The organism is Citrobacter werkmanii (assembly GCF_008693645.1).
Lineage (GTDB): Bacteria > Pseudomonadota > Gammaproteobacteria > Enterobacterales > Enterobacteriaceae > Citrobacter > Citrobacter werkmanii.
This window is the reverse complement of the sequence record NZ_CP044101.1, coordinates 81,795-102,950: the sequence shown is the minus strand read 5'-3', so window position 1 is coordinate 102,950 and position 21,156 is coordinate 81,795. Positions and strand designations below refer to the sequence as shown.

The following is a 21,156-nucleotide window of genomic DNA, read 5'->3' as shown; positions in this document are numbered from 1 at the left end:
GTTAAAACCCCTCCAGCACAATCTTGCCGACCGAGCGACCCGTTTCAATTTGCGCATGCGCTTTTTGCAGATTCGCCGCCGTGATCGCGCCAAAATGTTCACCCAGCGTGGTATGGATGGTGTGGTCGTCGATCAACTGGGCCACGCGGGTCAATAGCTGATGCTGGGCAATGATGTCGTGGGTGGTAAACATCGAACGGGTAAACATAAACTCCCAGTGCAGCGAAATGCTTTTGGCTTTCAGCGGACGCGCATCAAGGGTTTGCGGATCGTCAATCAGCGCCAGTTTCCCCTGTGGAGCGAGGGCAGCAATAATTTGCGAGTAGTGCTGTTCGGTATTATTCAGGCTGGCAACGTGCGTCACCTCTTTAATACCTATCCGTGCCAGCTCTTCCGTCAACGGCTTGCTGTGGTCAATCACATGATGAGCGCCCGCTTCACGTACCCATTTCTGGCTTTTCGCACGTGATGCGGTACCAATGACGGTCATTTTGGTCAGCTTACTGGCCAGTTGCGTCAGAATAGAACCCACGCCGCCAGCCGCGCCGACAATCAGTAACACATCGCCTTCGTTGCCGTTTTCCTCAATGCCCAGGCGGTCGAAAAGCATTTCCCAGGCGGTGATTGCGGTCAGCGGTAGCGCTGCCGCAGAGGCGTTATCCAGCGATCGCGGTTTCAGCGCGGTGATTCGTTCATCAACTAACTGAAATTCGCTGTTACTGCCCGCACGTCCCAGGGCCCCGGCGTACCAGACTTCATCGCCAGGCGAGAACAAAGTAACGGCTTCGCCCACGGACTTCACCACACCAACGGCATCCCAGCCCAGTACGCGTGGCACATCAGCGTTAAAACCTTCGCGGACCTTGGTATCAACGGGGTTGACGGAAATGGCCTTTACTTCAACCAGCAGGTCATGTCCTGTGGCAACTGGCATGGGCAGGTCAATCTCTTGTAAAAATTCAATGTTATTGCCGTCGGTCGCGGCGCGGGTAATGGCGATGGCTTTCATATTCTCTCCGGTCACAGGAATCAGTTGAATAATTCGATGGTAAACCGGCGGCAGAACGGGAAAAATAGCCCTACGGCGACAGGACTTATACTCGGGGAGTGAAAATGTTCCGGCTTGAAGATCTCACGTTGTTTGTCCGCGCCGCGGCGCTGAATAGTTTTAGCGATGCGGCACGCGAAGCCGGCGTTCAGCCTGCTCAGGTCAGTTCTGCTATCAAGCGCCTGGAGTCTACGTTGACTATCCGCCTGTTCGCTCGCTCCACGCGCAGCCTGCGCCTGACGCCGGAAGGCGAGATTTGGTTGCCCTATGCCCGCCAGATGCTGGACGTGATGCATGCCGGGCTGCAAAAAATTCAGACCCCGGAAGATGAAGTTTCTGGCACGCTGCAAATCGCCGTTCCTTCCGATCTTGGGCGGAATTTGCTGCTGCCGGTCTTTCAATCTTTTCGACGCCGCTATCCTGCGCTGCGTTTGCGGATCTTTTTCTCCGATCAGGTGACGGATGTCTTTAAAGATCCTGTCGACGTCGCATTTCGTTATGGCAATACCGAAGATGCGTCATACATTGCGCTGCCCGTTGCGCCGGGTAATCGACGCGTGCTGGTGGCGTCCCCGGATTGGGTTTTACAAAACGGAGCGCCGAAAACCCCGGAAGATTTAGCGCAGCTGAACGCCATGACCTTTGTCTTACGTGGACGCCTGCACGACCGCTGGACTTTTACGCACGACGGCGAGGTCAGCAGTGTGCAGGTCAACGGCACGATTATGAGCGATGATGCCGAAGTGATCCGACGGCTGGCGATTGCGGGTGAGGGGATTGCCTACAAGTCGTGGCTGGATGTTAGCGAGGATGTACGCGAAGGGCGATTGCAGCTGCTGATGACGGATTATCAGGGAGAGAAAGTCCCGCTGAATATGATTTGCCCGCATCGTAAGCAGCTTTCAACGGCGGTACGCTTGCTGCATGACGCCGTGAAGGCGCGATGTGAAATGCTGGCGCAGAGCTAAGATACGCTTTGCGCCAGTACATTACTGTGGCTTAGTCTTTTTTCGCTGCGTTAGCAAAGAAAATATCAGACTGAATGTCTTTGGTGCGGATGGTAAACAACTGATTAGTGAGATCTTCCGTTAACTTCTCTGCATCGGCCATGATGCGCAGGTTGAAGTCATTCAGCATTTTATCTGCGGCAGGTTTATTGGTTTTCGCCATCTTTAGATATTCTGCTTCGACCTCTTTTTGCTCCTTCGCCACTTTATCTTCCCACGCTTTGTAGGCCTTTTTGACGATTGGCGCGAGCTTCGGATAATCGGTCATCGTCAGCGTCTGCAATTTACGATATTTCCAGTAGATGGATTGATCGTCAGCCTTATCTGTACCCATTGTATAGTTGGCCGGATATGCTTTCAGGCCGCTGTAGTACGGAACAAAGGCGGTGAGATCGGCCATACCCAGACCAATGTAGGTTGTTTCACCGATCTCTTTTGGCAACCACGGACGTACCTGCATAACGTGCGCTTCATAGGTGCGGAAGACGCTGACCGGACGCCACGGCTCTTTACCGTTCAGGCCGTTGGTGTACGGGTCATGACTGGTGCCTTCATAGTGGCTACGCAGCACGGCTTTTACATCGTCCAGCGTCATTTTCTTCTCTGGCTTCATGAAGACCGGGAATTCACGTCCTTTGGCCATATCCTGATTTGCGGAAGGATTGAACGTTTTCTGGATGGTCCATACGCGAGGATCGTTATACGTACGGTCACGCTCGTCATCACGGGTATAGGCTTTAGAGAAGTTGAATTTGCCATCTTTCGCCGGTTCGTACAGACCTTTTTCCGTTGCGAACTGAATCAGATTTTTTGACGCCATCATATCCGGGTTTTTAGGATCGTAATCCTGTAGGCGGCCCTGATTACCGGTGGCGAAATATTGGTTATTGGGCAGGCGCTGCGCCATCCACTGGTGGCCGCTGCCGGTTTCCAGGTACCAGATCTCGTTATCGTCGACGACGGCAACGCCAAAGCCTTCGCCCGCACCGACGGTTTCAACAATATGTCCCAGCAGCGCAACGGCATCACGTGCGGTTTTGCTCTGCGACAGCAGAATATCCGGGATATCGTCTTCAGTGATCCCTTTATCCTCAACGTACGGGTCGGCGGCCAGCGCTTTTGGTGAAGCAAAAATAGATTCTGTTCCACTCACACCGACGCCCAGTTCGTTAAATCCGGTCGCGCCGTGCAGTTGAGTTTTCCAGTTTGGGACAGTGGTATAACGCAGAGAGTTTTTCGGCAGTGGCCAGGTAAAATCATTCGCGCCATTATGTGCTTTGGTGCTGTATACCCCGGTCTGATTCTGTTTTGCCGGATGAATGACAAAATGCTGTGCTTTCAGGGCATCGCTGTCTGCGCTACGGGCGACCAACATGGAGCCGTCCGCGGATGCTTCATTGCCGACCAGCAGGGTCGTACAAGCAAAACCTGACGAAACAACTGCCAAATTTATTGAAAGTGCAATCAGGCACTTTTTAAAAGTAAACATTACGTATCCCTCATATGTACGCCAAAAATACACCGGAAACATACCGTTTCCTGAAATGCGATAACGTCTGAATGCTCAGACATGTCTCGCGAGAGAGATAAACGCCCCTGCCCACGTCTTCTCCAAATATTCATGCGTAGGTTGAAGTCTTCTGGACAAAATAAAACGTCCATTTCGCTTAATTATTACGCAACGAATATCCTGATATTCAGGATGTTTCCTGATTCGCGGTGAAGAATAGAATGGCTTATTAGTGGATTCAGTGACCTGTGTCGCGTAAGTTAATGATGACAAAAGTGAATCCCGTGGCAGCACCGTGCTTTTTGTTTCCGGATATGACGTTACCTTTTGCGGCAATACAGCGAGGGAACATTGGAACTGGCGAAAATCCATGCGCCCTTATACTCCTCCATGACCAGGCTCAGGCTGCGTCCGGTCTGCCGATAAAACCCGGGCAACGTATTGTTGATATCCGCTTCATCGGCCGTGTCGGCGAAGGTTTTGACGACTTGCATGGCCTGTAACACCCGCGCATCACGCTGTTGGGTGTAGCTGAAATAGATGTTCCTGCTGATGTCTGAGGTATTACGCCCATACAGTTTACCGGTAATTGTTGATAAACCTTCCTGGTTGTACATCCGAAATGAAACCGTACCGGCAAAGCGGTTGCTGCCAATATTCCATTCAACGTTCCCAACGCAATTCAGCGGCTTTTCGGCATAGCGCGAATACCATAGCCAACTGCCTGAACCGAGCAAGGTAGCCAGGCCAATAGTGAGCAAGATTATGTGGCGTGTTTTTTTCATTGCCCGCGCATCCAGTAATAATGGGTAGTACAAAATGCGTGGGCATCAATCCGCGCATCTTTATCGCATACAAATGCCACCATCCTTTCTGCTTTGAGGTAGCCGGATAGAAACACGTGTTTGTTGTTTTCACAGAGAAAAGGATGAAGTTGCATCAGACTGAAATAGCCATGCTGGTCGTACTCATTCGGAGAGTAATAAATTTTGCAGTTTTGCCGCGAAGGGATCTGCATGGAAACAGAGACAAACTTACTAAATGGCATAACCGGGCGAGTCTGATACCACACCAGCCAGATAACCAGAGTAGCAATAACAACACTAACGCTAAATAAAATGTTCCACCAGGAGATCTGCGTCGTTTGTTGTGGTGCGGTAAGAATTACCTTTGCAGGCGCGCGCTCCTCAATAACCGGTGACTGGGAAACGTCACTCTGAGGATCCGTTATCACTTCTACTTGAGTGTTTTCATTCAATCTCAGCCCTCGCCGGGAAATAGTTTTCACCGTATCACGCGGTAGTCCCACTTCCGCCAGCGCATTACGTAACGTCAGAATTGCCTGGTAGAACGTGTTGGTGCTGGTGACATTATTTCTCTCTCCCCAACCCACTATCATCAACGTGTTCTGGGAAACAATGTCACTTGCGTGAGTAATTAAATAGAGAAAACAGAGCGAAGCTGGGAGCTGGAGTTGTATTGTGCGCCCGGTCTGACGATTGACCAGACTTTTGCTATCAGGATTAAATTCGACCAACTGATTGATAAGATACAATTGCCCAGCCCTCAGTAACGAAAACGTATCACAGCGTGTCCTTGCACACCCCTTAAATTTTACATCCAAATCGATAAGACGCCTCACTCTTTGTACATGATCTAAGATAAGAATTTCACTTAGGGGGTAAAAATCCTTCAAATACAATATGTTATTAACTTAATTTCTTAGGTGGGAATTAGCTAATGTTAAATAATGAGAATTCATTACAGTTTTATCTGGGTTATCATTATATTTATCCACAGAGCAACAAGGGTGATTGAGTTATCTGAATTGTGTAATTAACGAGTAACCTTTACAGCGGTTATTTTTTAGCAAATAGTGCTTTTTTAAGATTTATCCTAGGGTTTTAATTTATGCATAAAATTCCTAATGCCCAGATTGTTATTCTGAGATAAAACACAAAAAAACTTAGCGGTATGGCATTGCTTACCGTACGTACATATTAGCGCATCAAGAGTTTATTACATTTTTTTAGGGTTGCTGTTATTAACTGACAAGGAATGTCATACGTGTCGGATTGACACATTTATTTACCGATGAAATATTTATGGAAAAATAACAGGAGTCATTTTTTATGAACAGATCCCCATCACAGAGTATTCGTTGCATAAGCTGTGAATTATCCTGTCAATTATTTCCGGATACTGCGGTACGCGCCAGCTACTGTCACCGTGCCGCTTTTGCGATCTGGCCTGAGGGAAACGGTTTTCTACAACGAGGCGTTGTTGAAAAACTTTTGCTTAATAATCAAAACCATTTATCCCGCGGGTTTATTTTTGTGGATTTCTCCTTCCCCAACCTGCGCCTGTTCGCTGACCCGAAATGGGTTGACCGTCTGGCGTATAGCGGTATGCATATTGTTTTGATTGCGGACCGGAACCTGGCGCCGTTAGCCAATTACTGGCTGTCGAAAAGCAATAAAATACAAGGCATTATATATTCTGATGATGATGATGACGTACAGCATCAGAAGATGAGACGATTATTTACGGGTCATCTCGCTAACAGTAAACGTGGGCGCACACTCAACTATACAGAAATGATATTACTGAAGCGATTTGTCTCAGGAAAAAGTATTCAGCAAATTACCCAAATAGATAATATTGATATTAAGAAAATATACGTCTATAAGCTCCGGCTTGAAGATAAGTTGGGCCATAGTATTCATCAAATACTATCGAATATTTTATAACGCATTTCTGATTTTTATTATTTCACATCCTTGCGATGTGGTGGACGCTCTACGCCTGATAGCAGGAGGCTAATATGCCAAATCCCAAATCTTACTCTCGTATTGCCATCGCGGTTTCAGCCGCATTAACGTCTATGGTATTTTCAGCCCATGCAGCCTGGGTTGATGTTGATAGTCTTCCTTCCAGCGGTCTGGTTAGCAGTCTGCCCCCGGAATTGCAGGCAATAATCCCTGCGCAGGCCAATGCCAATTTCGCTAAAACCAGCGCCATGCCAAATTATGTTTATCAGTGGAGTGCGGGCACCATTCCTGTTTATGGTAATGGATTAACGTTAAATGGACCCGGTGCTGAAGCTTTTGAGCACTCTGTTACTGTTATTCAGAACAGCGCGACGGGTAGTCCGGGCGTTATTTTTGGTGACGACCTGACGATCCGCACCCAGTCAAAGAATGCCGCCAATAATGGTAAAGATGTTGACGGTATCCGCACGCATGGGGCCAATACGCCGGATAACCCGGTCTTTATCATCACCGGGGATCGCACCAGTATTTATGTAGACGGTCAGGATGGTGACGGTATTAACGCCGGTTATAACGCGATAGGCCAGGGCTGGATAGGCTCGGCTAATATCTACGTCGGTGATGATCTGTACATCAAAACGACGGGTAACCAGGGGCGTGGTATCACCGCCAATGCCATGCGAGATGCGACGCTTGCCAAAAATACGATTGTCGTTGGCGATCGTGCGCATATTGTGACGACCGGCGACGGCTCTGAAGGTCTTCGCTCCGGGCAGAGCGGTTCCTCAATCCTGCTTGGCAATGACGCTACCATCGAGACGTCTGGCGCCTCCTCAACGGGCATTTATGCTGCCACATCTTCTAAAACGGAACTGGGTAATAACGCCACTATTACGGTTAACGGCGCGAGCGCGCATGCGGTCTATTCCACCAACGCGACCGTGAACCTGGGCGATAACGCGACCATTATCGTGAACAGTTCTGGAAAAGCGGCTTCATACAGCAAAGCGCCACGCGGCCTGTTTGCGATTTCACGCGGGGCGATAAACCTGGCCGGCGGCGCCGCGATTACTATGGTGGGCGACCACAGTACTGAAAGCTATGCCATCAGCACCGAAACGGGCGGCACCGTAGACGGATCCGCCGGTGGACGCTTCCTTATCGACGGAGATCTTCATGCTGCCGGAGGGACAAACGCGACCAGCAGCCTGCCCCAGCAAAACAGTACGATTAAGCTCAACATGACCGACAACTCGCTATGGAGCGGGGCGTCTTATATCACCAGCGCGACCGCCGGGACGGGGGTCATCTCGCTGCAAATGAGCGATGCGACCTGGAATATGACCAACAGCTCAACGCTGACCGACCTGACGCTGAACAGTGGGGCAGTGGTTAACTTTGGCCATGCTGACGGCGAACCGTGGCAGACGCTTACGATTAACGAAGATTTTACCGGGAATGGCGGCAAACTGGTTTTCAATACCGTTCTGAATGACGATGCCTCCGAAACCAATAAGTTGACAGTGCTCGGCAACACAGCGGGTAATGCCTTTGTGGCGGTGAACAACATTGGCGGTACCGGGGCGCAGACCGTTGAAGGCATTGAGATAATCGAGGTTGCTGGCAACTCTGACGGCACATTTGATAAAGCGAGCCGTATTGTCGCCGGGGCGTACGACTATAACGTAGTGCAGAAGGGCCGCAACTGGTATCTGACCAGCTTCATTCCTGCTCCGCCCGATCCGGTGGACCCTGTTGACCCTGATCCCGTAGACCCGGACCCGGTTGATCCGATTATCCCTGATCCGGTCGACCCGGACCCGATCGACCCTGTGGACCCGGTTATTCCTGAGCCGGAAGAGCCTCATGTTCCGCCGGTCACGGAGCAACAGTATCGTCCGGAAGCCGGCAGTTATCTGGCGAACAACTATGCCGCTAACACACTGTTCATGACCCGACTGCACGATCGTCTGGGTGAAACGCAGTACGTCGACATGCTGACGGGCGAGAAAAAAGTGACCAGTCTGTGGATGCGTAACGTTGGCGCGCATACCCGCTTCAAAGACGGTAGCGGGCAGTTGAAAACCCAAAGCAACAGCTACGTCTTACAGTTAGGCGGCGATCTGGCGCAATGGAGTAGCGATGGCCTCGACCGCTGGCATATTGGCGCGATGGCAGGTTATGCCAACAGCCAGAACCGCACGCAGTCCAGCCTGACCGGCTACCACTCTCGTGGTCAGGTCACCGGTTACAGCGTGGGGCTGTACGGCACCTGGTATGCCAATGACGCAGACAAGACCGGTACCTACGTAGATACCTGGGCGCTGTACAACTGGTTTGATAACAAAGTGATGGGTCAGGAGCAGGCGACAGAGAAATATAAATCCAGCGGTATCACCGCCTCGGTCGAAGCCGGTTACAGCTTTAAACTGGGCGAAAGCGAGCGCAATAGCTACTGGCTGCAACCGAAAGCGCAGGTGGTGTGGATGGACGTGCAGGCCGACAGCCATCGCGAAGCGAACGGGACCCGCGTGAAGGATGACACCGATGGCAACCTGATGACTCGTCTGGGCGTGAAAGCCTTTATCAACGGCCATAACGCCATCGATGACGGTAAATCTCGCGAGTTCCAGCCGTTTGTCGAAGCCAACTGGATCCATAACACGCAGACTGCCAGCGTGAAGATGGACGATGTGAGAAACGACATGCGCGGCACGAAGAACATCGGCGAGCTGAAAGTGGGTGTTGAAGGTCAAATCACCCCGCGCCTCAACGTATGGAGCAACGTGGCCCAACAGGTTGGCGACAAAGGCTACAGCGATACCCGCGGTATGCTTGGCGTGAAATATAATTTCTGATGTAAGTGAGTAATGGAAAAGCCGCTGATTAACCGATCGGCGGCTTTATTACGTATGAAATATGATGGTTATTGCAGTTGTTCGGTAAAACCGAACAACTGCAATAAAAAGCCGCAATGTTGTCACTTGTTGCATGCAGCCCGTAGGCCGGATAAGTGCAAGCGCCATCCGGCACCAATTGAACCTGTAAGTACCGCTTGCAGGTTCAGCCGTATTTCACTGGAGAGTCGCCAGTGTGCTCTCGATTCTGTTCAGCTTCTGACTGGCCTCTTTCAGTTCATCCTGCAACCGTTGTTCCTGCTCGCCATAGACCATCAGGACGATACAGCCATTCATCACTTTTACGGTAATCTGTTGGCCGGTATCAAACCCCGCGTCGCGTAGCCACTTGCCGGAAAGAATAATTTTTGGCGTGGATTTGTCGAAAACATTCGGGCGATATCCCACAATTACCGAACGCTCGGTTCCGGATTGGTCGGTGTCTGGGGTAGAATGCGAATCAGCCATAATCAACTCCTTGATAGTTGGTGAGGTTAGCTCTCGTCGGGTACTGCGAATACCGGGCGAGGGCGTTTATAAGTCAGGTCGGCAGAGAAAAAGGTACGTACCTGATTGGTGATATCTTGCGCTTGTAGGTACGTACATGTCAACGGCTAAACGTGATCCAAATCAGTCTAAATCTGGAAAAGCACCAACTTTTCAGATCCGTATCACGCCTGAGTTAAAGGCGCAGTTCGAGGCTGCTGCAAAAGCAGAGGGGATGAGTTTGGGGAATTGGCTCAAAACCTTGGGGAGAAAGGAATTACGTAAATTAGGTATTGAGCCAGAAATGTAGGTTAGTTCTATTGAGAATTTTGAGTGTCAGAAGATTCGGGAAAAGAAACTACATCCATTTTTAATGCTGTTTCACCAGAGAAAATTGAAGCTAGGCCTTTGCGAATTTTTTGATTTTCTAAATTCATTTGTCCGTGAGCAACTGGTATATAAATAGCATTCTGCAAATGAACTCGATCAAAATCGTAGCCTATATCTTCAGCCATAGCAGAAAGTAAATTCACAAATAATCTATCGCTAGTCTGATTCCACATCGTGTTACCACTCTCACTTTCTGGACAGTGTGTGCATAAATGAGTGAAATATTCTTTCCAGGCATCAAGGACTTTTTTTTCGGATTTTGTCCTTTTGCTTATACTTCCTTTTATATCACCATAGAATGCTAAGTCGATCATATTCAGTGCTCTAACGTGCTCATTAGAAAGGCGAGCTGCGGTCGATCTTGTTGCCATTAGTTCGGTAAATATATTAACTTTTATGTTTCTCTTTTCTGAATGTTTTTCGATAAGCTTTTGTACTCTGACTGCGAGCAAAGGACTTAAAAGCGTAGCAAAAATAGTAGCGATAGCTAGTGCCCAACTCATGTCTTTTCCTTAATTCTGAAGGTTATGACAATTGAAACGAAATAAAATCTTTGAGGATGATATGAGAATTTTGGCGGAAGATCACAGGAGTCGAACCTGCCCGGGAACGCTGGCGTCCCCAACTGGATTTGAAGTCCAGCCACCTCACCGGAGATGACGATCTTCCGCGCCTCGATTGCTACATGGAGGCGGGGCGCATTATAGCTACTTCCTCGGGTTTCCACACCCCCTCACTCACTTTTTTAACTTCCGTTTCTCCATACCATGACCCGTTTCAAATAAATCCTCGCAAAATCCATTACTTACACTTGGACACATTTTTAGACGCTACCCTGATCACAGAAAACAAGAATCGTAATTTGATAACGAGATATCGCAATACCCGCGCTCACAGGGATGGTTTACAAGAACTGTAACCGGTACCAGTGCGTGTGAAAGTGCAAACAAGGATGCGTAATGAAAAGTGAGATTCTGTCTGTTAAGGAGAAGATTGGCTACGGCATGGGCGATGCCGCCAGCCACATCATCTTCGATAATGTCATGTTATATATGATGTTCTTTTATACCGATATCTTTGGTATCCCAGCCGGATTTGTCGGCACCATGTTCTTACTGGCCCGCGCGTTGGATGCCATCTCAGATCCCTGCATGGGGCTGCTTGCTGACCGAACCCGTTCACGCTGGGGGAAATTTCGTCCGTGGGTGCTGTTTGGCGCGCTGCCGTTTGGTCTGGTTTGTGTGCTTGCCTACAGCACGCCGGACTTCAGCCTGCACGGCAAAATGATTTATGCCGTCATCACCTACACGCTGCTAACCCTGCTTTATACCGTGGTCAATATCCCTTATTGCGCGCTGGGCGGCGTGATCACCAATGACCCGACGCAGCGCATCTCCCTGCAGTCGTGGCGCTTTGTGCTGGCAACGGCGGGCGGCATGCTCTCCACCGTCCTGATGATGCCGCTGGTAAAGCTGATTGGCGGCGAAAACAAGGCGCTGGGCTTCCAGGGGGGAATCGCAGTGCTCTCGGTTGTGGCGTTCCTGATGCTCGCATTCTGCTTTTTCACCACCAAAGAACGTGTTGAAGCGCCGCCAACCAACAATTCAATGCGTGAAGACCTGCGTGATATCTGGCAGAACGACCAGTGGCGCATTGTCGGCTTGCTCACCATCCTCAACATTATGGCGGTCTGCATTCGCGGCGGTGCGATGATGTATTACGTCACCTGGATTTTGGGCACACCGGAAGTATTTGTCGCTTTCCTTACCACCTATTGCGTCGGCAATCTGATTGGCTCTGCGCTGGCAAAACCGCTGACTGACTGGAAATGCAAAGTCAGCGTTTTCTGGTGGACGAATGCCCTGCTGGCCGTCATCAGCGTGGCGATGTTCTTCGTGCCGATGCACGCCAACATCACCATGTTCGTCTTTATCTTCGTGATTGGCGTCCTGCATCAGCTCGTAACGCCAATCCAGTGGGTAATGATGTCCGACACCGTTGATTATGGCGAGTGGTGTAACGGCAAACGTCTGACGGGCATCAGTTTTGCGGGAACGTTGTTCGTGCTCAAGCTGGGTCTGGCGCTTGGCGGGGCGCTGATCGGCTGGATGCTGGCAGGCGGTGGCTACGATGCCGCGGCGAAAACGCAAAACAGCGCCACCATCACCATCATCATTGCATTGTTCACCCTTATTCCGGCTATTTGCTACCTGCTGAGTGCCGTGATTGCCAAATGCTTCTACACCCTGAAAACCCCGTATCTGACTGAAATTATGCGTCAGCTGGCGCAGGGTGCGCACCGTAATCAGCAAGATTTTACGACGAAAGAATTACAGAACTAAGGAACCGATTATGAAAATTAGCGACGGAAACTGGCTGATTCAGCCCGGCCTGAATGTGATTAACCCTGTCCAGGTGTTCGAGGTTGAACAGCAAGGTAATGAGATGCTGGTCTACGTTGCGCCGCGTGACGTACGTGAACGGACCTGGCAACTCGATACCCCGTTGTTCACGCTGCGCCTTTTTTCGCCGCAGGAAGGCGTGGTGGGTGTCCGGATGGAACACTTCCAGGGCGCGTTGGATACCGGTCCGCATTACCCGCTGAACGTGCAGCAGGACGTAAACGTTGAGATGCAGAACACCGCTGAGTTCGCTGAGCTGAAGAGCGGTAATTTGAGCGTTCGCGTCACCAAAGGCGAGTTCTGGTCGCTGGATTTCCTGCGTAACGGTGAACGCATTACCGGCAGCCAGTTGAAAAACAACGGCTATGTACAGGACGCCAACAGCGGACGCAATTACATGTTCGAGCGCCTGGATCTGGGCGTCGGTGAAACGGTGTACGGGCTGGGCGAGCGCTTTACCGCGTTGGTGCGTAATGGGCAGACGGTAGAGACCTGGAACCGCGATGGCGGCACCAGTACCGAGCAGTCTTACAAGAACATCCCGTTCTATATCACCAACCGTGGCTACGGCGTGCTGGTGAACCATCCGCAGTGCGTATCGTTTGAAATTGGTTCTGAGAAAGTATCGAAAGTGCAGTTCAGCGTCGAAAGCGAGTATCTGGAATATTTCGTCATCGACGGCCCGACGCCGAAAGCGGTGCTGGATCGCTATACCCGCTTTACCGGTCGTCCAGCACTGCCGCCCGCCTGGTCGTTCGGCCTGTGGCTGACCACCTCGTTTACCACCAACTATGACGAAGCGACGGTGAACAGCTTTATCGACGGCATGTCCGAGCGCAATCTACCGCTGCACGTTTTCCACTTCGACTGCTTCTGGATGAAGGCTTTCCAGTGGTGTGACTTCGAGTGGGATCCGGTGACCTTCCCGGACCCGAAAGGCATGATTCAGCGCCTGAAAGCGAAAGGGCTGAAAGTCTGCGTATGGATCAATCCGTACATCGGTCAGAAATCACCTGTTTTCAAGGAGCTGAAAGAGAAAGGTTATCTGCTCAAACGCCCGGACGGTTCCCTGTGGCAGTGGGATAAATGGCAGCCGGGGCTGGCAATTTACGACTTCACCAACCCGCAAGCCTGCGAATGGTATGCCAACAAGCTGAAAGGTCTGGTGGAGATGGGCGTGGACTGCTTCAAAACTGATTTCGGCGAACGCATTCCAACGGATGTGCAGTGGTTTGATGGCTCAGACCCGCAGAAAATGCACAACCATTATGCCTACATCTACAACGAACTGGTGTGGAACGTGCTGAAAGAGACCGTCGGAGAAGAAGAGGCGGTGCTGTTCGCCCGTTCCGCCTCCGTGGGCGCGCAGCAGTTTCCGGTGCACTGGGGCGGGGACTGCTACGCCAACTATGAATCCATGGCCGAAAGCTTGCGCGGCGGCTTATCCATTGGTCTCTCCGGCTTTGGCTTCTGGAGCCACGACATTGGCGGCTTCGAAAACACCGCCCCGGCGGACGTCTACAAGCGCTGGTGTGCATTCGGGCTGCTCTCCAGCCATAGCCGCCTGCACGGCAGCAAATCCTACCGCGTGCCATGGGCGTACGATGAAGAGTCCTGCGATGTGGTGCGTTATTTCACCGAAATGAAGTGCCGCCTGATGCCGTATTTGTATCGTCAGGCCGCGCTGGCGAACGAACACGGCACGCCGATGCTGCGCGCCATGATGCTGGAGTTCCCGGACGATCCTGCATGCGACTATCTCGATCGCCAGTATATGCTGGGTGATTCGGTAATGGTGGCGCCAGTCTTCTCCGAAGCCGGTAACGTGCAGTTTTATCTGCCGGAAGGCCGCTGGACGCATCTGTGGCACAACGACGAAGTGCAGGGCTGCCGCTGGTACAAACAGCAGCATGACTTCCTCAGTCTGCCGGTGTACGTGCGCGACAACACCCTGCTGGCGCTGGGCAGTAATAACCAGAAGCCGGACTATGCCTGGCATGAAGGGACCGCATTCCAGTTGTTCCATTTGCAAGAGGATAGGGAAGCGGTCTGTGAGGTCCCGGCTGCTGACGGGTCGGTTATCTTCACGCTGAAGGCGATACGTGCGGGTAAAACCATCACCGTACAAGGTCGCGGTGAAGCGCGTAACTGGACGTTGTGCCTGCGTAATATCCCGCAAATTAGCGGCGTGAAGGGCGGTTCATATGCCGGCAGTGAGCAGGGCGTAGTGATAGCGCCTGAAGGTGATACTCTGACGATTACCCTGTAAATTCAGTCTACGTGGTGCCGGATGTGTTTTATCCGGCCCACGCTGCGAGCAGCGTTCCAGATCTGAAAATCAAAAATATTCTGACTTAAAATTTTACCTACCCATATTTGCGAGCGCTATCACTCTAATTCCCGTAAAAAATGTGATCTGCGCCGTAAATATCTCACTATTTCCCCGTTTTGTCTTATTTCTGTCCGGAATACAGGACGCGATTTAGTATTGTTGGCGCATCGTAGTCCTCTTATATTTATCATCACGGATTACACGTGGAGCATAAACGCTTCTTTAGATATTTAATCTGGTGTGTGATAAGGGTAAATAATGCAAATGATTACCTCGCGACAAAACAGATTATTAAAATTCCTCCTGTCTCGGAAGGAATATGTCACGCTGCTGAAAATTGCCGAATATTTATCGGTTTCAGAGAAAACCGTGCAGCGCGATCTGCGGTTACTGGAACCATGGTTAGCGGAATGGAAAATAGCCATCGATAAACGTACTGGCGCAGGCGTAATATTAAGTGCCGATAATATTACAGACCTTTTGTATCTGGACCAGTTATTAGGGAACGAGGGTGATGATACTGACGGTATGATGAGTAATTCGCGGCGCGTTAAGATAGCATCGCAATTATTAAGCGAAACGCCGCATGAAACGTCGATCAGTAAATTATCTGAGCGTTATTTTATTAGTAGCGCATCGATTGTTAACGATCTGAAAGTGATTGAATCCTGGATAACGCCATTGGGGTTATCGCTTATCCGCAGTCAAAGCGGTACGCACATTGAAGGTAGTGAGAGCAGCGTGCGCCAGGCGATGGCATCGCTGATTAACGGTGTGATTAACCATAATGAACCCGGCAGCATGGTGTATTCGCGCCTTGATCCCGGCAGCTATAAAGCGTTGGTGCATTACTTCGGCGAGGAAGACGTTTTATTTGTCCAGACGCTGCTGCAGGAAATGGAGAACGACCTGTGTTGGTCATTGGGGGAGCCTTATTACGTCAATATCTTCACCCATATTTTGATCATGATGTACCGCATCACACGCGGAAATGCGCTGCCGAGAAAAGATGAAAACATCACCTCATGCGACGAGAATATTTTTTCTATTGCCAGTCGTATGATTCAGCATATCGAAAAACGCATCGCTCACCCGCTGCCGGAAGACGAGGTCTGGTTTATCTATCAATACATTATCTCGTCCGGCGTGGTGATTGAGGAACATAATGATGTGAGCGTGATTGGTCATATGCACTCCAGCGACGAAGCGCGCTTGATTACCCATCGACTGATTGCCATCTTCGCCGAGATGGTCGACAGCGATCTCAGCCAGGATACTGCGCTGTATGACGGGTTGCTGATCCATATTAAGCCGCTGATTAACCGCCTGAACTACCAGATCCGCATTCGTAATCCGCTACTGGAGGATATCAAAGGCGAGTTGCAGGACGTCTGGCGTTTGACCCAGTGTGCGGTGAATCGGGTATTTTGCGGTTGGGGCGAGCGGGCCGTTTCGGAAGATGAGGTGGGATACTTAACCGTCCATTTTCAGGCCGCAATGGAGCGCCAGATAGCGCGTAAGCGGGTGTTGTTAGTCTGCTCAACCGGGATTGGCACTTCGCATTTACTCAAGAGCCGCATTCTGCGCGCCTTTCCGGACTGGACAATTGTCGGCGTGGTGTCAGCTGGCAGTTTGCCCTCCGTACTGACGGACGATATTGAGCTGGTGGTATCGACCATTAATTTACCCGCCATTGCCATGCCGGTCGTCTATGTCACCGCCTTTTTCAATGATGCGGATATTAAGCGGGTAACGGAAACGGTTATTACGGAAAAATTACATCGGGCGACGTCGCTGGTCGTTGAAAATTAATGTCTGAACTCCATGAGGTATGATTGATGGACATCACGAAAATTCTCAATACAAATCGCGTTATTTTGGATATGAAGGCTACGAACAAAACGGAGGCTATTGAGGAACTTACTGATATTCTGCAAAAGGATGGGGCAATTAGCTGCCGGGAAACGTTTATTCAGGATGTCTGGCAGCGTGAATCCGAAGGCTCGACCGGCTTCGAAAATCATATTGCGATCCCCCACGGGAAATCCTCGGCGGTGGTTAATACCACCCTGGCGATTGGTCGTACCCGTCAGGATATTCCCTGGGAAACCCTGGACGGCAGCAATGTGCGCTGCATCATTCTGTTTGCCGTACGTCTTGAAGATCAAAACACTACCCATATTCGTCTGCTCTCGCAGGTTGCCGGCGCGCTAGCGGATGACGACATTATTGAACAACTCTTAGTTGAAAGTAGTCCACAGAAAATTATTGAGTTGTTTAGCCAATATGCTGAATCCAACGTCTGCTAAATAAAATGTGGAGCATGTTATGAATATTGTTTGTGTTGCCGCCTGTACGGCGGGTATTGCGCACACCTATATTGCCCGTGAAAAATTAATAAAAGGTGCTAAAGCGCTTGGGCATAATATAAAAGTTGAAACCCAGGGCACCATCGGTACGGAAAACGAACTGCTGGCAGATGATATTTCTGCCGCGGATGTCGTGATTCTTGCCGTCGATGTCAAAATAAAAGGGGAGGAACGCTTCTCAAATAAACGCATTGTGCGAGTAAAAACCGAAATCGTCATAAAATCGCCCATTCAGTTTCTTGAAAAGGTCGAAAAATCATTAGTTAATAATAACCAGTAGCGATCCTCATTCTGGAGGGATTTCACATGAGTGAAAATAAAATTCCGCTATCTCAGGAAATAAAAAAACATTTATTAACGGGGATCTCGTGGATGATCCCGTTAATTGTAGCCGCCGGGATCTGTATTGCCCTCGGACAAATACTTGGCGGTACTAACGTGGGTGAAAAAACAGGAACTATCCCCTGGATGCTCAATCAGATTGGCGGCTGGGGGATGGGGTTAATCGTGCCGCTGATTAGCGCGGCGATTGCGTACTCCATTGCCGATCGCCCCGGATTTGCGCCGGGTCTGATTGTCGGCTTTGTCTGCGGCGAAATTCATACCGGTTTTATTGGCGGGATGCTGGGCGGCTTTCTGGTTGGCTATACCGTCCTGCTGCTCAAACGCTATATCCGTTTACCGCAGTCGATGCAGGGTCTGATGCCCATCATGGTGCTGCCCGTATTGAGCACCATCATCGGCGGGTTGCTGATGATGACGCTGATTGGCAAGCCGATAGCCTGGCTGCAGGACGCGCTAATTCATCTGCTGGAGTCCATGCAAGGCGGGTCACGCTTCCTGATGGGCGCCATTCTCGGCGCAATGGCTACATTCGACTTCGGCGGTCCGGTGAATAAAACCATGTCACTGTTCGCTGACGGCATGCTGGTCAGCGGCGTGTATGGCCCCGAAGCGGTGAAGTTTGTCGGTTCGATAATCCCTCCGTTCGGCATTACGCTCTCCTTCCTGCTCACGCGTCACAAGTACACCCGTGCGGAACGTGAGGCGCTGAAAGCGGCATTCCCGATGGGGATCTGCATGATAACCGAAGGGGTTATTCCGATTGCGGCGCGTGATCTGCTGCGCGTGGTGGGCTCCTGCGTGGTGGCCTCGGCGATAGCGGGTGGCCTGATTATGGTATGGGGCGTCGAAAGCCCGGTACCGCACGGCGGCATGTTTGTGGTTCCACTCTTTACGCATCCGCTGCTGTTTTGCCTGGCGCTGGGGATCGGGACGGTGATTTGCGGTGTCATGCTATCGCTGTGGAAGAAACCGGTGACCGAGCGTGACGAAGAGTTTGATGAGCTCAGCGATCAAAAGCTGAAAGACGAAGAGATCACCTTCACCCTGGAATAACCGGAGGCCGTATGTTTGCCGATATGAAAAGCATGGTGACGAAAGCCTGGCGCGGGCAGTATGCGCTGCTGGCTATCAACTGTATGAACCTGGAAAGCGCCCGTGCGGCGGTGCGGGTGGCAGAGAAACACCGTGCGCCCATTATTCTGAATCTGTATCAGGGGCATCTGGACCATTTTCCGGCACCGATAGCGGCGGCGGTGGTCAAAGCGCTGGCAGAGGAAGCTTCGGTACCGATCGCGCTGGCGTTAGATCATGGAAAGGATCCTGTACGCATTCGCCAGGCTTTTCGCGCCGGATTCAGCGGGTTAATGATCGACGCCTCCGCCTTTGCGCTGGAAGAAAACATTCGCCAGACCCGGGCGGTGGTCGAGCTCGCAGCCAGCGTTTCTCTGTGCGTGGAAGGCGAGCTGGGCCACCTGGCCGACGCCCCGCGCTATGACCATGCCGCTAACGCTGATTTGATGACTCAGGCCGCTGACGTGGAGCCATTTATCCAACAGACCGGGATTGATTTACTGGCGGTGTCGGTCGGTACGGCGCACGGTATGTACGCGCCGGGCGTAACGCCAGCCATTGATTTTCAACGGCTGGAGGAAATTGCCCGTTTATCAACGGTGCCGCTGGCGCTGCATGGCGGTAGCGGGACGCCGTTTGACCAGCTACAGCGTTGCCCGACGTTTGGCGTCGCCAAGATTAATGTTGGCGCGGCGGTCTTCGAAGCGGGAAAGGCCGCGCTATTGCACACCTTGTGTCGCGACACATCCTGCGAACTTGTTGATGCCCTGGCCCTGATGGAGCAGGCCTGCGAGGAAGCCATTATTCCGTATCTACAGGCCAGCGGCGCTATCGACCAGGCCTGATTCATTTTCTGTAACGCCTTTTATGCCTCTGCGATGACGCACTGGCAGGGCTTTCTACACCCTGAAACTGGAGAATTAACATGTTAGTTTCGATGAAAGAATTACTGCAACCGACCCGTCAGCACGGTTTTGCCATCGGCGCATTCAACGTAGCGGATAGCTGCTTTGTGCGTGCGGTGGTGGAAGAAGCGGAAGCGACCAACACCCCAGCGATTATCTCCATTCACCCCAGCGAACATGATTTCCTCGGCGATGCGTTCTTTAGCTATGTGCGAGATATCACCCTGCGTAGCCCGGTCCCCTTTACTTTGCATCTGGATCACGGCGCTTCGGTAGAGCATGTCCTGCGGGCAATTCAGTGTGGATTTACCTCGGTGATGATTGATGGCTCGCTGCTGCCGTATGAAGAGAACGTGGCGTTGACCCGTGAAGTGGTCAAGCTGGCGCATGCGGTAGGCGTTTCGGTTGAAGGCGAGCTGGGTACGATTGGTCAGACCGGAACGTCCGTGGAAGGCGGCGTGTCGAAGGTTACTTACACCGATCCCGCCCAGGCGCAGGATTTTATCGCCCGTACCGGGGCCGATACGCTGGCAGTGGCGATTGGTACCGCGCACGGGATCTACCCGAAAGGGATGCAGCCAGAGCTGCAAATGAACATCCTGCACGATATCGCCGGGCGGGTGGACATTCCGCTGGTGCTGCACGGAGGTTCCGCGAATCCGGATGCGGAAATCGCTGAATCCGTTACGCTCGGCGTGGGCAAAATCAACATTTCCAGCGATATGAAATACGCCTACTTCCAGAAAGTCCGCGAAATCCTGGCAAAAGAGACCTGGTGGGACCCGAACGTCATCTACCCGGAAGCCATCAGCGCCGCGCGGGACGTGATTCGCCACAAAATGAAACTGTTTGGCTCAACCGGCAAAGCGTCACTTTACTAACGGCATGCAGGCGGGGTGGCCCGCCTCTTTCGCAACAAGGAAAAGTGCAATGAAGCGTTCACATATTAATTATGTCATCGATAAAGCGCATGCCATCGCCGAGACCTTTCGGGTCTGTCTGCCTGATTTTGCGTATTTAACGGTCGACGCCTGGCGACAACAGGACCACTCTTTGTGGCGTGAAGTGCGCGATCTCCAACTGGGCTGGGACGTTACTGACTTTGGGCGCGGGGATTTTGCGCAAACGGGACTGACGTTACTGACGTTGCGCAATGGTCTGATGGGGTCAGCCGATTACCCCAAACCGTATGCCGAAAAGATGCTGCAAATTCAGCAGGATCAACAAACACCGTGGCATTTTCATCGCCATAAGATGGAAGATATCGTTAACCGCGGCGGCGGCGATTTGTGTATGCAGCTGGCATGGTCCATGCCCGATGACGGCTATGATCCCCAGCGCATTGTTGATGTTAGCGTCGATGGTCAGCGGCGTACCGTTAAATCTGGTGATACGTTGGTGCTAAAACCGGGGCAGGGAGTGTGTCTGCCGCCGCGACTGTATCACCGTTTCTGGGCTGAGAAAGCCTTTGTTCTGGGCTGGGAAATCTCGATGGTCAATGACGACCAGCATGACAATCACTTCCTTGAACCGGGCGGTCGTTTCCCGACGATAGAAGAAGACGAGCCGGTGAAGTGGTTGTTATGCAGTGAATATAAGCGTTTATGAGCGGTAGGCCCGGTA

General features: G+C 51.3%; 19 protein-coding genes and 1 tRNA gene. 13 read left to right on the top strand and 7 right to left on the bottom strand.

The annotated features are described in order from the left end of the window. Position 1 precedes the first annotated feature (1 nt). Positions 2–1,009: a zinc-binding alcohol dehydrogenase family protein gene (locus tag FOB24_RS01160; RefSeq protein ID WP_150344429.1), complete on the bottom strand. Its 1,008-nt coding sequence runs from the start codon at positions 1,007–1,009 to the stop codon at positions 2–4. Positions 1,010–1,113: 104 nt separating this feature from the next. Between FOB24_RS01160 and FOB24_RS01155 the strand changes: the two genes are divergently transcribed. Continuing rightward, positions 1,114–2,016, top strand: a complete 903-nt coding sequence (locus tag FOB24_RS01155; protein WP_150344428.1) for a LysR family transcriptional regulator — start codon at positions 1,114–1,116, stop codon at positions 2,014–2,016. Positions 2,017–2,047: 31 nt separating this feature from the next. Here the strand turns inward: FOB24_RS01155 and FOB24_RS01150 are convergent, their stop codons facing one another. The 3 genes from FOB24_RS01150 to FOB24_RS01140 all read right to left on the bottom strand — a co-directional run bounded on the left by FOB24_RS01150 (position 2,048) and on the right by FOB24_RS01140 (position 5,120). Continuing rightward, the gene (locus FOB24_RS01150; RefSeq protein ID WP_069323827.1) at positions 2,048–3,544 is read right to left on the bottom strand and encodes a C69 family dipeptidase; all 1,497 of its coding nucleotides are present in this window, start codon (positions 3,542–3,544) and stop codon (positions 2,048–2,050) included. 341 nt (positions 3,545–3,885) lie between these two features. Then, entirely contained in the window at positions 3,886–4,350 is a 465-nt protein-coding gene (locus FOB24_RS01145) for a hypothetical protein (protein ID WP_038635561.1), read from the bottom strand. Continuing rightward, on the bottom strand, positions 4,347–5,120 hold the full coding sequence (locus FOB24_RS01140) for a winged helix-turn-helix domain-containing protein (RefSeq protein WP_085049165.1): 774 nt from the start codon (positions 5,118–5,120) through the stop codon (positions 4,347–4,349). Before FOB24_RS01140 ends, FOB24_RS01145 begins: the two co-directional genes overlap by 4 nt. 577 nt (positions 5,121–5,697) lie before the next feature. Here FOB24_RS01140 and FOB24_RS01135 point away from each other — a divergent pair. Next, the gene (locus FOB24_RS01135) at positions 5,698–6,315 is read left to right on the top strand and encodes a helix-turn-helix transcriptional regulator (RefSeq protein WP_150344427.1); all 618 of its coding nucleotides are present in this window, start codon (positions 5,698–5,700) and stop codon (positions 6,313–6,315) included. A gap of 74 nt (positions 6,316–6,389) precedes the next feature. Continuing rightward, positions 6,390–9,194, top strand: a complete 2,805-nt coding sequence (gene misL / locus FOB24_RS01130; RefSeq protein ID WP_150344426.1) for an intestinal colonization autotransporter adhesin MisL — start codon at positions 6,390–6,392, stop codon at positions 9,192–9,194. A gap of 216 nt (positions 9,195–9,410) precedes the next feature. Here the strand turns inward: misL and FOB24_RS01125 are convergent, their stop codons facing one another. Next, positions 9,411–9,701: a SymE family type I addiction module toxin gene (locus FOB24_RS01125; RefSeq protein WP_121529728.1), complete on the bottom strand. Its 291-nt coding sequence runs from the start codon at positions 9,699–9,701 to the stop codon at positions 9,411–9,413. Positions 9,702–9,837: 136 nt separating this feature from the next. Between FOB24_RS01125 and FOB24_RS01120 the strand changes: the two genes are divergently transcribed. Continuing rightward, the gene (locus tag FOB24_RS01120) at positions 9,838–10,029 is read left to right on the top strand and encodes a toxin-antitoxin system HicB family antitoxin (protein WP_121529727.1); all 192 of its coding nucleotides are present in this window, start codon (positions 9,838–9,840) and stop codon (positions 10,027–10,029) included. A 7-nt stretch (positions 10,030–10,036) separates the two neighbouring features. On the opposite strand, the gene FOB24_RS01115 is transcribed toward FOB24_RS01120, so the two are convergent. Both FOB24_RS01115 and FOB24_RS01110 read right to left on the bottom strand, forming a co-directional pair. Then, complete coding sequence (locus FOB24_RS01115; RefSeq protein WP_121529726.1) at positions 10,037–10,612, bottom strand: DUF6680 family protein; 576 nt, start codon at positions 10,610–10,612, stop codon at positions 10,037–10,039. 71 nt (positions 10,613–10,683) lie between these two features. Next, positions 10,684–10,778, bottom strand: a tRNA-Sec gene (locus tag FOB24_RS01110). 290 nt (positions 10,779–11,068) lie between these two features. On the opposite strand from FOB24_RS01110, the gene FOB24_RS01105 reads away from it, so the two are divergent. From FOB24_RS01105 to FOB24_RS01065, 9 genes are all read left to right on the top strand, one after another. Next, positions 11,069–12,451 (top strand): glycoside-pentoside-hexuronide family transporter, encoded by a 1,383-nt coding sequence (locus FOB24_RS01105; protein ID WP_150344425.1) that lies wholly within the window; start codon positions 11,069–11,071, stop codon positions 12,449–12,451. 10 nt (positions 12,452–12,461) lie between these two features. After that, the gene (yicI, locus tag FOB24_RS01100; protein ID WP_150344424.1) at positions 12,462–14,780 is read left to right on the top strand and encodes an alpha-xylosidase; all 2,319 of its coding nucleotides are present in this window, start codon (positions 12,462–12,464) and stop codon (positions 14,778–14,780) included. Between the two features lie 321 nt (positions 14,781–15,101). Then, on the top strand, positions 15,102–16,655 hold the full coding sequence (locus tag FOB24_RS01095) for a BglG family transcription antiterminator (protein ID WP_069323692.1): 1,554 nt from the start codon (positions 15,102–15,104) through the stop codon (positions 16,653–16,655). 26 nt (positions 16,656–16,681) lie between these two features. Beyond that, on the top strand, positions 16,682–17,152 hold the full coding sequence (locus FOB24_RS01090) for a PTS sugar transporter subunit IIA (RefSeq protein WP_003024008.1): 471 nt from the start codon (positions 16,682–16,684) through the stop codon (positions 17,150–17,152). Between the two features lie 19 nt (positions 17,153–17,171). Next, entirely contained in the window at positions 17,172–17,492 is a 321-nt protein-coding gene (locus FOB24_RS01085; RefSeq protein WP_006687645.1) for a PTS fructose transporter subunit IIB, read from the top strand. Positions 17,493–17,518: 26 nt separating this feature from the next. After that, positions 17,519–18,610: a PTS fructose transporter subunit IIC gene (locus tag FOB24_RS01080; protein ID WP_006687644.1), complete on the top strand. Its 1,092-nt coding sequence runs from the start codon at positions 17,519–17,521 to the stop codon at positions 18,608–18,610. A gap of 11 nt (positions 18,611–18,621) precedes the next feature. Then, complete coding sequence (locus FOB24_RS01075) at positions 18,622–19,473, top strand: class II fructose-bisphosphate aldolase (protein ID WP_085049116.1); 852 nt, start codon at positions 18,622–18,624, stop codon at positions 19,471–19,473. 80 nt (positions 19,474–19,553) lie between these two features. Beyond that, positions 19,554–20,414, top strand: a complete 861-nt coding sequence (locus tag FOB24_RS01070) for a ketose-bisphosphate aldolase (RefSeq protein WP_150344423.1) — start codon at positions 19,554–19,556, stop codon at positions 20,412–20,414. A 49-nt stretch (positions 20,415–20,463) separates the two neighbouring features. Beyond that, the gene (locus FOB24_RS01065; protein WP_150344422.1) at positions 20,464–21,141 is read left to right on the top strand and encodes a D-lyxose/D-mannose family sugar isomerase; all 678 of its coding nucleotides are present in this window, start codon (positions 20,464–20,466) and stop codon (positions 21,139–21,141) included. Positions 21,142–21,156 lie beyond the last annotated feature (15 nt).

Bases quoted from the DNA above. Each gene is read 5' to 3' on its own strand.
- FOB24_RS01160 (WP_150344429.1), bottom strand. From the start codon at position 1,009: ATGAAAGCCATCGCCATTACCCGCGCCGCGACCGACGGCAATAACATT.
- FOB24_RS01155 (WP_150344428.1), top strand. From the start codon at position 1,114: ATGTTCCGGCTTGAAGATCTCACGTTGTTTGTCCGCGCCGCGGCGCTG.
- FOB24_RS01150 (WP_069323827.1), bottom strand. From the start codon at position 3,544: ATGTTTACTTTTAAAAAGTGCCTGATTGCACTTTCAATAAATTTGGCA.
- FOB24_RS01145 (WP_038635561.1), bottom strand. From the start codon at position 4,350: ATGAAAAAAACACGCCACATAATCTTGCTCACTATTGGCCTGGCTACC.
- FOB24_RS01135 (WP_150344427.1), top strand. From the start codon at position 5,698: ATGAACAGATCCCCATCACAGAGTATTCGTTGCATAAGCTGTGAATTA.
- misL (WP_150344426.1), top strand. From the start codon at position 6,390: ATGCCAAATCCCAAATCTTACTCTCGTATTGCCATCGCGGTTTCAGCC.
- FOB24_RS01125 (WP_121529728.1), bottom strand. From the start codon at position 9,701: ATGGCTGATTCGCATTCTACCCCAGACACCGACCAATCCGGAACCGAG.
- FOB24_RS01120 (WP_121529727.1), top strand. From the start codon at position 9,838: ATGTCAACGGCTAAACGTGATCCAAATCAGTCTAAATCTGGAAAAGCA.
- FOB24_RS01115 (WP_121529726.1), bottom strand. From the start codon at position 10,612: ATGAGTTGGGCACTAGCTATCGCTACTATTTTTGCTACGCTTTTAAGT.
- FOB24_RS01105 (WP_150344425.1), top strand. From the start codon at position 11,069: ATGAAAAGTGAGATTCTGTCTGTTAAGGAGAAGATTGGCTACGGCATG.
- yicI (WP_150344424.1), top strand. From the start codon at position 12,462: ATGAAAATTAGCGACGGAAACTGGCTGATTCAGCCCGGCCTGAATGTG.
- FOB24_RS01095 (WP_069323692.1), top strand. From the start codon at position 15,102: ATGCAAATGATTACCTCGCGACAAAACAGATTATTAAAATTCCTCCTG.
- FOB24_RS01090 (WP_003024008.1), top strand. From the start codon at position 16,682: ATGGACATCACGAAAATTCTCAATACAAATCGCGTTATTTTGGATATG.
- FOB24_RS01085 (WP_006687645.1), top strand. From the start codon at position 17,172: ATGAATATTGTTTGTGTTGCCGCCTGTACGGCGGGTATTGCGCACACC.
- FOB24_RS01080 (WP_006687644.1), top strand. From the start codon at position 17,519: ATGAGTGAAAATAAAATTCCGCTATCTCAGGAAATAAAAAAACATTTA.
- FOB24_RS01075 (WP_085049116.1), top strand. From the start codon at position 18,622: ATGTTTGCCGATATGAAAAGCATGGTGACGAAAGCCTGGCGCGGGCAG.
- FOB24_RS01070 (WP_150344423.1), top strand. From the start codon at position 19,554: ATGTTAGTTTCGATGAAAGAATTACTGCAACCGACCCGTCAGCACGGT.
- FOB24_RS01065 (WP_150344422.1), top strand. From the start codon at position 20,464: ATGAAGCGTTCACATATTAATTATGTCATCGATAAAGCGCATGCCATC.